10 protein-coding genes (1 of these 10 cut by a window edge) are annotated in these 13553 nt (G+C 39.7%); 9 read left to right on the top strand and 1 reads right to left on the bottom strand.

Annotated elements, in window-relative coordinates; genetic code table 11:
• On the bottom strand, window positions 1-537 hold the 5' portion of the coding sequence (locus IGM13_RS13265) for a MurR/RpiR family transcriptional regulator (protein ID WP_002354705.1). 321 nt of this gene lie to the left of the window's left edge; 537 of the gene's 858 nt are visible here — the first part of the coding sequence; the start codon lies at window positions 535-537; the stop codon falls past the left edge of the window.
• A gap of 145 nt (window positions 538-682) precedes the next feature.
• Between IGM13_RS13265 and IGM13_RS13260 the strand changes: the two genes are divergently transcribed.
• From IGM13_RS13260 to IGM13_RS13220, 9 genes are all read left to right on the top strand, one after another.
• The gene (locus tag IGM13_RS13260) at window positions 683-1990 is read left to right on the top strand and encodes a PTS sugar transporter subunit IIC (protein ID WP_033591639.1); all 1308 of its coding nucleotides are present in this window, start codon (window positions 683-685) and stop codon (window positions 1988-1990) included.
• Complete coding sequence (locus IGM13_RS13255; protein ID WP_002419943.1) at window positions 1968-3197, top strand: aminotransferase class I/II-fold pyridoxal phosphate-dependent enzyme; 1230 nt, start codon at window positions 1968-1970, stop codon at window positions 3195-3197. The genes IGM13_RS13260 and IGM13_RS13255 overlap by 23 nt, the downstream gene beginning before the upstream one ends.
• 408 nt (window positions 3198-3605) lie before the next feature.
• Entirely contained in the window at window positions 3606-4073 is a 468-nt protein-coding gene (locus tag IGM13_RS13250) for a CtsR family transcriptional regulator (RefSeq protein ID WP_002354715.1), read from the top strand.
• A gap of 2 nt (window positions 4074-4075) precedes the next feature.
• A complete protein-coding gene (locus IGM13_RS13245; protein ID WP_002419939.1) occupies window positions 4076-6571 on the top strand; it encodes an ATP-dependent Clp protease ATP-binding subunit in 2496 nt (831 codons plus the stop codon).
• 269 nt (window positions 6572-6840) lie between these two features.
• Window positions 6841-7875 (top strand): FUSC family protein, encoded by a 1035-nt coding sequence (locus IGM13_RS13240; protein WP_002354721.1) that lies wholly within the window; start codon window positions 6841-6843, stop codon window positions 7873-7875.
• Between the two features lie 179 nt (window positions 7876-8054).
• Entirely contained in the window at window positions 8055-8975 is a 921-nt protein-coding gene (locus IGM13_RS13235) for a peptidase U32 family protein (RefSeq protein WP_002354722.1), read from the top strand.
• 27 nt (window positions 8976-9002) lie between these two features.
• Window positions 9003-10250, top strand: a complete 1248-nt coding sequence (locus tag IGM13_RS13230) for a peptidase U32 family protein (protein ID WP_002419673.1) — start codon at window positions 9003-9005, stop codon at window positions 10248-10250.
• A gap of 23 nt (window positions 10251-10273) precedes the next feature.
• A complete protein-coding gene (locus IGM13_RS13225; protein WP_002419672.1) occupies window positions 10274-11836 on the top strand; it encodes a PucR family transcriptional regulator in 1563 nt (520 codons plus the stop codon).
• 431 nt (window positions 11837-12267) lie between these two features.
• Window positions 12268-13542 carry a cytosine permease gene (locus IGM13_RS13220; protein ID WP_002358943.1) on the top strand — a complete coding sequence of 425 codons (1275 nt, stop codon included), beginning with the start codon at window positions 12268-12270 and terminating at the stop codon, window positions 13540-13542.
• Window positions 13543-13553: the final 11 nt, after the last annotated feature.

Raw genomic sequence — 13553 nt, 5'->3', positions numbered from 1 at the left:
ATTGATGGCTAAATAAAATTGTTCAGCTTGATAAGGGATTAAATGGATAAATAGCTGAATGCGTAATAACTTTGTTTGAAAATCCGTTAAGCGAATGTAGGAGTTACTGACACCCACAGCTAAAATATTTTCAGCGGTTAAAAGTAAATCAATGCTTTTATTTAACATGGCCTCGGTTAATAACTGTTGAGTGGATTGAACAGTTTCAGTCGTTAACTGCGCAATTTTCTTGGCAATTAGTAAATCAGAATCTTGCGCTAAAAAAGGCATATTCGCATCAACATTCCGGATTGCTTGGTAGTGAATTTCTAAGTCGCGGGACAAGCGGATTTTAAATTCTTTGAAACCGCTAGTTTCTGTTTTTTTACACAAACGAACAATCGTGGAAGTTGAAGAGTTGGTGGCTTCTGCTAGTTCATAAATCGACATATGCAGGACTCGTTCAGTATGAGATAAAATAAAATCAATAATTAGCCCTTCGTTATATGTATAGCGTTCTTTTTGTTCTAAACATTCGATTAGATTCAATGGGTTCACCTCTCTGTGGTACTTTGTTTCGCTTTCAGTATACCTTAAGCGTATGAATTATGAAACATAGTTACAGAATCAGTTAGTCGTATTTACATCAGAAATCGGTTTCTTTATGATGAGGATATCACAAAGGATTAAGGAGAGAAGTGAAATGGATAAGTTAACAAACTGGGTGGAGCAAACCGTAGTGCCTAAAGTTTCAAGGATTACAAGTTTACGTTATTTTCAAGCCTTAAGAAATGGTTTTTTTGCAATTATGCCGTTAACAATTATTGGGTCGATTTTTATGTTGATTACAGATTTTCCAGTAGCAGGGTATGGCGATTTTATGGCTGGAATTTTCGGTGCAGGTTGGGCGGATATGATTTCACCAGCTTATCGAGCAACTTTCAATATGATGGGAATTATTTTTGCTGGGACGATGTCCTATAAATTGGCGGAAAGTTACGAAATGGACCGTTTAACTTCATTAATTTTAGGAATTGTTGCTTACGTAGTCGTTTTACCGAAAACGGTGACCACTGAATCAGGCGAAGTTGTGACGAAAGTTTTATCGTTTGATTGGTTAGGAACGCAAGGGGTGATTACGGCCATTATTATGTCAATTCTTTCGGTTGAGTTGACTCGTTTCTGTATTAAGAAAAAATTAGTCATCAAAATGCCTGACAGCGTGCCTTCTATGGTGAGCCAAGCTTTTAGTGCATTGATTCCTGGGATTTTTGTGGTAGCGGTGGCTTTATTGATTAATGGGATTGGGCTTTCGTTTGCGGATTCCTTCCCGCAATTAATTTATGCGGTGATTCAAGCGCCACTGCAAGGTTTAATCGGAACCCCTTTTGCAATTATTATTGTGGCTGGCTTAAATGGATTGTTCTGGTGGTTTGGGATTCATCCAACTGTCATCAATTCCATGCTATATCCTATTTTATATGCGAATGCAGACAAAAACCAAAGCTTAGCGGAATTAGGACAATTAACTGCTCAAAATGGAAACTTTGGCACGGTCCAAATGCTCGATCAATTTGCTACAATTGGAGGCGCTGGTTGTACGATTGGCTTGGCTATTGCAATGGCCATCGTCGGACATTCGTCTAGAATGAAAGCCATGTCGAAAATTTCGTTTGTTCCAGCATTTTTCAACATTAATGAACCCTTGATTTTTGGACTCCCAGTTATTTTTAACCCTTTATTATTGATTCCGATTGCGGTCGCGCCGATTGTATCTGTCTTGATTGCCTTTCTGTCAATGAAAATTGGGTTCATGTCAATGTTTACAAACATTCAAGCACCATGGGCTACGCCCTTTCTGTTTTCGGGTTTTTTAGTGGGAAAATGGCAAGGTGCAGTGACGCAAGTTTTAGCTGTTGCGGCTAGTGTCGTTATTTATTATCCATTTGTAAAAGCCTTAGATCGACAATATCAAAAAGAAGAAGCCCATGAAGTACCAGAAACATTGTAGAGAAAGAGGAGTGAAGGAAATGCATGTTGAGAATGATGAAAATATTTGCTGTGAAGTGGAAAAAGGAATGGAAAAAATGTATCATCCGATGGTGCCCGAGTTGGTTCAAACCTCTTCCTTTTATTTTCCAACTTACGAAGAATTTATGGCAGCGAGTATAGATGAAAAAAATAATTATGTTTACACACGTGGCACCAACCCCACAACAGAAATTTTAGAGAAAAAAATTGCTCGTTTGGAACGTGGAGAAAAATGTAAAGTTTTTGCCTCAGGAATGGGCGCTATTTCGGCAACGCTGTTTACGTTGCTCCAACAAGGCGATCATGTTTTAATGGTCAATACAATTTATGGAGAATCTGTTTCGTTTGTGCAATATTTAGAGAAATTTGGCGTATCCTTGACCAAAGTAGACGTTACAGAAACAGAAGAACTTTTTCAATTTGTTCAGGAAAACACCAAAGTCATTTACTTTGAAAGTCCGTCCTCACAAAAGTTTGAACTGCTAGATTTAGAAAAAATAACTGCGTTAGCACAAAAAATCGGCGCATACACTGTCATTGATAACACGTGGGCGTCACCGTTATTTCAGCATCCTTTATGCCATAATGTGGACCTGGTGATTCATTCTTGTTCCAAATATATTGGTGGTCATTCGGATATTGTAGCAGGGGCTGTCATTGGCAAAGCAGCGCTTGTAGATCAAATTTTTGAACATGGTCATCAAGCATTAGGCGCAGTCAATAGTCCCTTCAATTCTTGGTTAGCGTTACGTGGTATTCGTACCATGCCTGTTCGGTTGGCGCATCAGTCTCAAGCCATCCAAACGGTACTGTCGGCTTTGCAAAAAGATCCGCGAATCAGTCGCTTATATCATCCTTTTGTAGGAAATCAACAACAACAAGCGTTAGCAGAAAAATATTTAACAGGTTATGGCTCATTGTTTGCGATTGATTTAAAAGATACCGATTTTGAACGTTTGAAAACATTTGTGAATGCATTGACGTTGGTCACAATTGGGGTCAGTTGGGGTGGCTTTGAAAGTTTGGCCTTGCCTGTATTCAAAGGCAATAACTTGGCGGCTGTTCAGAAAAGAGGCTTGTCGCCAGCGCACATTCGCATGTACGTTGGTTTGGAAGAGCCAACATCTATTATCGAAGATATTCAACAAGCCTTGGATCAAGCCTATGGCGAAGAATCGCTTTTGTGAGACATTAAGATAATCAGCTGAACAAAAGCAACTCCTTCGGAAATAAGCCGAAATTCTCCAAAAATTAAAGAACACCAGGTAGGTATCATGCAACATCAACTCGTACCTCGTTGTGTTTTATGACAATTTTCGGAAATTCCTTCTTATTGCTGAGAAACACTATTTGCAAAGCAAATAGATGTTGAACAGTACCTACTTGGTTCTTGGAGCTAAACACTTTTGTCTCAGCCTCTGTGATTAAATAACATATTTTCATTTTTAGGAGGGGAACTTAAGTCAGTTTGACTGAGGTTGCTCCTCCTGTTTTGCATTTTTTTATTAAAGTCAAAGCGTTCCTCTTTATTTAATAGGCAAAGTTCGATATAATAATGGTCAATATTAGTCAAGAGAGAAGAAGGATGGAAGACTATGAGTAATCAAAATACGTCAGATTTAATCGAGGCTTATTTAAAAAAGATTTTAGAAGAAAGTAATAAAATTGAAATCCGTCGGGCGGAAATGGCTAATTTATTTAATTGCGTTCCTTCACAAATTAACTATGTAATTAATACACGTTTTACCATCCAACGAGGCTACGCAGTTGAAAGTAAACGTGGTGGAGGCGGCTATATTCGCATTGTCAAAGTACAAATTTCAGATAACGATCAATTACTAAAACAAATGGATCAATTGATTGGCGCAACCTTAACAGAAAAAGATGCGCTAACATTTATTCAAACATTGTATGAAGAAGAAGTGATTACGAAAAAGGAAGGCAATTTAATGCTAGCTGCTTTAAGTAAAAGCACATTGAATGGCCTGGGGAATCACGAAGATTTTCTAAGAGCTCAAATAATGCGTTCATTTTTAGAGCGCTTGAGCTATGAGGAGGAATAACTATGGATGAACTATTTACAGAAAGTGCGAAAGCCGTACTGGCGATTGCCCAAGAAGAAGCGAAGTATTTTCGTCATCAATCCGTCGGTTCTGAGCATTTATTATTAGCACTCGTTTTAGAACCGAATGGGATTGCCGGAAAAACATTACGACAATTGAATACTGACACAGAAGACATCCGTGAAGAAATTGAGCATTTAAGTGGCTATGGCACCATGCAAAGTCCAATGGGGAATAACAACTTATACTTACCTTATTCACCAAGAGCCAAACAAATCTTTGCCTATGCGGGAGATGAAGCGAAGCGCTTAGGGGCTCAAAAGATTGGTACCGAGCATTTATTATTAGGCTTGTTAAGAGACGAAGAAATTTTAGCGTCTAGAATTTTAGTGAATTTAGGATTAAGTCTATCCAAAATGCGTCAATTATTATTGAAAAAAATGGGCGTTTCCGAACCCAATGGTGCACAACGTCGTCGGAATGGTCAAAATAAAAATGCGCCACAAGGGACGCCAACATTGGATTCTTTAGCGAGGGATTTAACCAAGTTAGCACGAGAACAAAGCTTGGATCCAGTAGTTGGTCGCGGGACCGAAGTCCGTCGCTTGATTCAAATTTTGAGTCGCCGTACCAAAAACAATCCTGTCCTAGTCGGTGAACCAGGCGTTGGGAAAACAGCGATAGCAGAAGGCTTAGCCCAGAAAATTGTCAACCGGGAAGTCCCTGAAGATATGCAAGGCAAACGTTTAATGATGCTAGACATGGGTGCCTTGGTTGCTGGAACCAAATATCGAGGTGAGTTCGAAGATCGCTTGAAAAAAGTTGTCGATGAAATCTATCAAGATGGACAAGTCATTTTATTTATCGACGAATTGCATACCTTGATCGGTGCTGGCGGTGCAGAAGGGGCGATCGATGCTTCAAATATTTTAAAACCTGCTTTAGCACGTGGTGAGTTGCAAACAATTGGTGCGACAACTCTGGATGAATACCAAAAATATATTGAAAAAGATGCCGCTTTGGAACGTCGTTTTGCCCGTATTCAAGTAGCAGAACCAACGCCAGAAGAAGCAGAAGAAATTCTAAAAGGCTTGCGTTCACGCTATGAAAAACATCATGGCGTAGAAATTACAGATGAAGCTCTACATGCGGCGGTTCAATTATCGATTCGCTATTTAAATGACCGCCAATTACCAGATAAAGCAATTGATTTAATGGACGAATCTGCAGCAAAAGTTCGTTTAGATAAGGCAGATCAACCTTCAGAAATTAATGAATTGCGTACCGAAATTTCTCATTTAATTACGGAAAAAGAAGAGGCCATTCAAAACCAATCATTTGAAAGTGCCGCTCGGATTCGTCAAAAAGAAAAACAAGTGATGGAAAAACTAGAAGAATTGATTGCAGTGAAAGAAAAAAGTCTGTCTGGTTACAGTACGCAAGTAACAGAAGAAGACGTGGCTGGGGTTGTTTCACAATGGACAGGCGTTCCTTTGCAGCAGCTAGAGAAGAAAGAAAGCGAACGATTGATGGAATTAGAAACCATTTTACATCAACGGGTCGTTGGCCAAAATGAAGCAGTTGAAGCTGTTTCACGCGCTATCCGTCGTGCGCGTAGTGGCTTGAAAGACCCAGCAAGACCGATTGGTTCCTTCATGTTCTTAGGACCAACAGGGGTTGGGAAAACAGAACTTGCCAAAGCCTTAGCCGAAGCGATGTTTGGCAGCGAAGAAGCGTTGATTCGCGTGGATATGTCTGAGTTTATGGAAAAATACAGTACTAGCCGTTTAATCGGTTCTCCTCCAGGTTATGTCGGCTACGAAGAAGGCGGCCAACTAACTGAAAAAATTCGTCAACGTCCTTATTCCGTTATTTTGCTAGATGAAGTAGAAAAAGCCCATCCAGATGTCTTTAATATTTTATTACAAGTCTTAGATGATGGCCATTTAACGGATGCCAAAGGACGAAAAGTCGATTTCCGTAACACGATTTTAATCATGACCTCCAACTTAGGGGCAACAGCGATTCGTGAAGAAAAACATGTCGGCTTCAATGTGAAAGACATTTCTAAAAATCATGAATTAATGCAAAAACGAATCATGGAAGAATTGAAAAAAGCTTTCCGTCCAGAGTTCTTAAACCGAATTGACGAAACGGTTGTCTTCCATTCCTTGAAACAAGAGGAAATTCATGAAATCGTAAAAATTATGAGTCAATCTGTCGTGAAACGGATGGCCGAACAAGAGGTTAAAGTGAAAATCACACCAGCTGCAATTGAAGTTATTGGTAAAGTTGGGTTTGATCCAGAATATGGCGCACGTCCAATTCGTCGGGCCTTACAAAAAGAAGTGGAAGATCGTTTAAGTGAAGCCCTTCTTTCCGGTCAAATTCAGTTAGGGGATAAAGTAACCTTAGGTGCTAGCAAAGGCAAAATTACGTTAAATGTGCGGGCACCAAAAGCACCAAAGACAGAAGCGAAAGAATTACAAACTGTATAGATGAGATGCAAAGGAGGTCGGGACAGAAGTGTTTAACTCCGAGAAATAAGAAGGAATTTCCGAAAATTGTTCTTTAATTTTTGGAGAATTTCGGCTTATTTCCGAAGGGGTTGCTTCTGTTCCCGCCGTTTATCAGTTTTTGAGCGTGGGACAAAAATCCAAAGTGATTTTTGTCCCACGCTCCTTTTTCTATTTTTCCAGTGGCGATTTCTTTTTGAGAATTGCCAGATTGATTTTTCTGTGCTACGTTAATAAGGAGGGGTGATGGAATGGAACAATCTTTTTTTCGAGAATTACTACATTATCAACGTCCAAAGGATAATCCTTTTCGACTAGTGTTTGCTGGCTTGGTTATGTTCAGCATTCTTTTTTTGGGCTATATCAATCATCAATTATTGATTTCAAGCTTTGGCTCGTTAGGTATTTTTACTTTTTTATATTATCAGCCGCTACCATTAAAACAGTTAATGACTCGTTTATCTGTGGTCGGTAGTTACCTTTTTTTAGGAAATTTGTTAGGCATGTTATCGACCCATATTGCATGGCTCATTCCCATTGTTGTTGCACTGGTCGGTTTTGGTGGCCGCTTTTTCTTTGAAGTCTACGATATTTCAAAACCAGGGGCCTTCTTTGGTGTGATGGTGACAGCGATGGGTGCCAGTACGAGCATTCCGTTAGCAAAAATTCCGTTCATGAGTGGCTGTATGTTATTAGGCATTGGCTTTTCCATTTTGTTTGCACTAGTGTTGCATTTTACAGAGAAGGAAATCAGTGCCCCGCTAGCTAAGCGATCATTACGGGAACGAATTTATCGGCATCCAGAAGCGCCATTAGATAGCATATATTATAGCTTTGTCTTATTTTTTGCTGTATATATCAGCGAAAGTTTACATTTACAGAATCCGTATTGGTTAGTCGTTTCCTGTGCATCCATTTTACAAGGAGACAATTTACGTGCGATTAAGCAGCGAAATATTCAGCGAATTTTTGGCACAACGATTGGATTGGTTATTTCCGCTTTTCTGCTTAATTTAGCTTTGACAACTTTTGAATCGATTGTCGTGATTACAATCTTATTTGTGACCGTTGAGTATTTTATTCGTCGTAATTATGGATTGGCGCAATTTTTCACAACGCCTATGGCTCTGATGCTGTCATTGCTCGTTCGTCAGCAGTACGTGATAACGTTGATTCAATTCCGCTTTTTGGGGATTGTTTTAGGCAGCTTGTTAGGCTTAGCGGCAGCGTGGTTATTCACCGTTGTAGTAACGTTTTATGAACGAAAATACCACTTGAATGAGTGACCAAAGAACAGATGATCAGTAATTAAAAAAGAACATTTGGTAGGTAAGCGGATGGTGCTTCTCTACCAAAATTTTTTTCGGAAACATTGTGAAAAATGTACGTTTAATACAGATAAGCTCTTTTAAAGTTTGTGAACGTATGATACTATTAAACGGTCATAAAGAAGGAGGCTATATTTATGATTGAACTGATTGCAACTGCAGAATCTGTTGAGCAGGCTGTAGAATTACTCGCAACAGGTGTGGATACATTATATATTGGAGAAGAAACATTCGGGTTGCGTTTGCCCGTATCTTTTACACGAGATGAACAACGCGAGATTGTGAAACGTGCACATGAAATGGGCAAACAAGTGCTAGTTGCAGTAAATGGCATTATGCACCCTGAAAAAATGAAATTAGTCCCAGAGTATCTGACATTTTTAAAAGAAATCAACGTCGATAAAATTACTTTGGGTGATCCAGGGATTGTGTTTATTATGCAACGAGATGGATTAGAAATTCCTTACGTTTATGATGGTGAAACCTTAGTAACGAGCTCACGTCAAATCAATTTTTGGAGTAAACGAGGAGCCATCGGAGCTGTTCTAGCTCGGGAAGTACCTTTTGAAGAAATGGTAGCAATGGAAGAAAACTTAGCAGTTCCAGCTGAAATTCTTGTCTATGGGGCGACGTGTATTCATCAATCGAAACGCCCATTAATTCAAAATTACTACAATTACACAAAGAACGACAAAGGGGTTACGAAAGACGAAGGGCTGTTTATTTCTGAACCCAAAAAACCAGAAACCCACTATTCCATTTATGAAGATAGTCATGGTACGCATATTTTTGCCAATAACGATGTGAACTTGATGAATGAGTTAACAAACTTGTATGACCATCACTATCGCACATGGAAGCTCGATGGCCTTTACACGCCAGGTGAAAATTTTGTCGCGATTGCTCGCTTATTTGCTGAAGCGAAAGCAGCACTTGAAGCGGGAACTTGGTCAGAAGATCAAGCAGCTCATGCAACAGCTGAAATTGAAAAATTACATCCAACAGGTCGTGGCTTAGACAATGGTTTCTTTGATTTAAGTGCCGACGCAATAAAATAAATTGATTCATTTAAGGGGAAGAAGAACATGAAAGTAATGACAGAACGAACATTGAAGCGTCCCGAGGTGTTGGCTCCAGCCGGGACGCTAGAAAAACTAAAGGTCGCAATTCGTTACGGTGCCGATGCCGTTTATATCGGAGGGAATGCCTACGGTCTGCGTAGCCGCGCAGGAAATTTCACGCCAGAAGAAATGGCGGAAGGCGTAGCCTTTGCCCGCGAACATAATGCGAAAGTTTATGTCGCTGCCAATATGGTCACTCATGAAGGAAACCAGGAAGGGGCAGGAGCGTTTTTCAGAGAATTGCGAGACATCGGAATTTCAGCTGTGATTGTTTCCGATCCAGCTTTAATCGAAATTTGTGCGACAGAAGCACCAGGTTTACCTATCCATTTATCGACACAAGCTTCAGCAACTAACTATGAAACATTAGAATTTTGGAAAAATGAAGGCTTAGAACGTGTGGTTTTAGCGCGCGAAGTTTCAATGGAGGAAGTTGCAGCGATTCGTAAAAATACGGACATTGAAATTGAAGCCTTTATTCATGGAGCAATGTGTATTTCATATTCAGGACGTTGTACTTTATCCAACCATATGTCGATGCGGGATGCCAATCGTGGCGGTTGCTCTCAATCTTGTCGTTGGAAATACGAGTTATTTGATATGCCTTTTGGGACAGAACGTCGGAGCAAAACCAGTGAAGGGGAAGTTGAAGAAGAGTTTTCAATGAGTGCCGTAGATATGTCTATGATTGAACATATTCCAGAATTAATTGAAAATGGTGTCGATAGTTTTAAAATTGAAGGCCGCATGAAATCCATTCACTATGTTTCGACAGTCGCTAATGTGTATAAAAAAGCCGTCGATTCTTACATGGAAGACCCTGAAAACTATGTCTGCCAACAAGAGTGGATTGATGAATTATGGAAAGTAGCACAACGTGAATTAGCAACTGGTTTTTATTACAATACACCAAGTGAAAATGAACAATTATTCGGCGAACGTCGTAAAATTCCACAATATAAATTTGTTGGCGAAGTGATTGCGTACAACGAAAAGACGCAAGTCGCGACAATTCGTCAACGGAACCTTTTCAGTGTCGGCGATGAAATTGAATTTTATGGTCCCGGGTTTACCCATTTCCACCAAACCGTCAAAGAGATGTATAATGAAGACGGTGAAGTGATCGATCGGGCACCTAATCCCATGATGTTATTAACAATGGAAGTGACGCAACCTGTTGCAGTCGGCGATATGATTCGTAAGAAAAAATAAACCAGCCAAAAGGAGGAGTAATTATGAGTGTCCGCGTGAATGATTTATTAAAATTACCGTCTTTGCGAGAAGCAACGGTACTTTCTGGTAAAAACCAATTGGACACATCTGTTGCTTCTCTTTCTTTTTTAGAAGTCTCTGATATGTCTTTGTTTTCGGAAAAACTTCACAAAACAAATGAATACCATGCTGGTGAAATTTTGATTGGTTCATTTTGTGCCATTCGTCATGATGTGGTGAAGCAATGCGAAACGATTCGGCATCTCCATGAATTAGGCGAGGTAGGCCTAATCTTGTACTACGTCGGGATTATCGTACCGAAAGTTGCAGAGGAAGTGATTCAATTAGCGGATTCTTTAGGTTTTATTTTAATCCAAATGCCTAAAAACGATCCCACATTACGCTATAACGAAGTCATTTATGAAGTCATGAAATTGTTAGTCAATAAAAATAAAATGACTTCTTTTGCAACGGACTTCTTGGAAAAAGTTTCCCTTTTGCCTGAACAAAACCGCAGTGTGGAAATGACCTTGAAAATCCTATCCGATTTTTTAAAAGTCAATATTGCGTTAACCACCTATACCAATGAAATCATCAGTACCATCAATTGGCCGCGAAGCACGAAATTACCCTTAACCAAGTTACTTTATCAATCACAAGAGAAAGTAGCGTTGGGAGAAACGACCTACTTCATTACCTCGCAAAAACTTCCTCAGAAAGATGGACAAACATTGAAGCTTTACTTCATTCGAGAAGAAGAGCAGTTAACCTCTTTTGAGATGAATCAAGCGGTGGAAGTCGTTCAGATGGCTCTGAATTTATGGGGGAAAAACTATGACGAAGTCAGTGAGTATGCCTTAGTCCAAGCAATCATTAACGATGAAAGTGATAAGATGTACCAATTAGCCAAAAAATTAATGATTGATATTTCTTCTGTCGAAACGATGTGGCTTTTGCCTATTTGGCAACAAGGACAAGAAATCCACGCTATTCAGCAAGATTTGAAAGATTTCCTACGTTACTATTACCAAACAACGATTGTCCAGCAAACAGAAAATTACCTGATTGTTCTCTTAGGTAATTATTTACACAAACAGCCTGAAGCCACGATTAGTAAAGAATACTTGCAAGCCACAGACTATCAGGACTATTTAGGTGAAATCATCCTTTGTCCGAAAGTTCGTAACACGACTGAAGTGCGTGTCAGCTACCAAACTGTTAATCAAGTCGCGCCGTTTTTAAAGCGTGTCTATCCACAAAGAAAAGTGTTATCAATCGCGGAAATTCGTACAGTTCAACAAATGATGACGTGTCTCCAAGCAGGAGAAGAAGCAATCCAACAACGCTTAGCAGTTATCCAACCTCTCTTAAAAGAATCAGAACAGTTAATGACATTAGGGACGTTTTTACTAGATGCAAGTAGTGATTTTAAAGAATGCGGAGAACGCCTATTTGTTCATAAAAATACGGTCAAATATCGTATCAGTAAAATTAATGAAGCGCTCGGCTATGATATGACCAACGCCGCCGAAGCCTATGAAGTCTATTTGGCGATGATCTTATATCGCTTGGTCACGAATGAATGAAAAAAGCAGACAGAGGTCGGGACAGAAGTGTTTAACTCCGAGAACCACGTAGGTACTGTTCAACACTCTCAAAGGCTCAAATACATCGAGTAATCGCAGATGTCATCTATTTGCTTTGCAAATGGTGTTTCTCAGCAATAAGAAGGAATTTCCGAAAATTGTCATAAAACACAACGAGGTACGAGTTGATGTTGCATGATACCTACCCGGTGTTCTTTAATTTTTGGAGAATTTCGGCTTATTTCCGAAGGAGTTGCTTCTGTTTCCGCCGTTTATCAATTTTTAAGCCTGGGACAAAAATCCAAAGTGATTTTTGTCCCAGGCTCTTGTCTGCTTTTTATTTTAAGCCAAAACTTCCTTGATATTTTTTTCAATTTGAAAAAGACCTATGACTGATTTTTCGTTATAATTGAAAAAATAATTAAGGAGGAATGAGAATGAAATTAAAAAACGAGCAACAACAATCGTGGCTTAGCTTAGCATTTGTTTGGGCGGGCGCAATGATTAGCGTGCCAGGATTAATTATTGGAGGAACGTTAGTTGCAGGTATGCCTTTATGGGAAGCTTTGTTAACAGGATTTATTGGTTACGGTATTATTGTTATTTTAATGATTTTACAAGGAATTCAAAGTTCCGACTTACAAGAACCTTCTGTCAAAGTCGCTTCTCAAGTGTTTGGCATTCAAGGTTCGCAAAAGATTATTTCCATTATTCTAGCGATTGCTTGCTTAGGTTGGTTTGGTTTGCAAGCCAATGTCAGCGGTGGCGCCTTCACAAACTTTTTAAAAATTTACGGCATTGATTTACCTGTGTCGCTTTCTTCCTTAATCTGGGGAGTTATCATGCTTATTTCGGCTCTTTATGGCATAAAAATATTGAAAATTCTGAATTATTTTGCGGTTCCTGTGTTAGTTCTGGTTTGTCTTTATGGCTTGGTGGCTTCGTTAAGAAACAACGGTTGGGAAGCTGTTAGTCAATATACCCCTCAAACAGCAGGAAGCTTTATGTCAGGTCTTTCAATGACTGTCGGTTCTTTTGCATTAGGTGCAGTAATTGCTGGAGATTACTCTCAATATGTTTCTTCTCGTAAAGATGTGGTTAAAGCGGCCACCTTAGGGATTTTACCAACAGGCTTGTTGATGATTGGCGTTGGTGCGGTCTTGACCATTGCTTCGAACACCGCAGATATCACGGAAGTTTTTATGAATCTCGGTTTTCCAGTTTTAGGAATTATTGCGCTAATTTTAGCAACTTGGACCACGAATGCCGTGAATGCTTTTTCTGGCGGACTGGCCTTGATTAATGTCTTTGATATTCCAAAAGAAAAAGAAAAAGTCGCTGTCGGTGCGGCCGGCGCCATTGGGACCTTATTAGCAGTTGTGGGGATTTTAAATTACTTTACGCCGATTATGTCCGTCCTTTCTGCGATGGTTCCACCAGTGGCTGGTGTAATGATTGCTGCCTATTGGTTGATTAACAAAGGCGATCGAACCAAATGGCAGCCAACGCCTGGCGTGAATAAATTAGGTGTTTTTTCATGGCTAATTGGTGCTGCAGTGGGGGGCATTCCGGTGATTATGAGTTTCTTTCCCAATGCCCCTCAATTGCCTAACCAACCGCTAATTGGCATTGTTTTATCGTTTGTTATTTATTATTTCGGTGCAAAACGTCAACAGACGAACACCGAATCATTAGAAATGGAATGAAGAAGAGGAGT

It is taken from the genome of Enterococcus sp. DIV0561 (assembly GCF_050539875.1).
GTDB classification, from domain to species: Bacteria; Bacillota; Bacilli; order Lactobacillales; family Enterococcaceae; genus Enterococcus; species Enterococcus faecalis.
The sequence above is the reverse complement of the archived record's forward strand: the minus strand, read 5'-3'. Positions and strand labels throughout refer to the sequence as shown.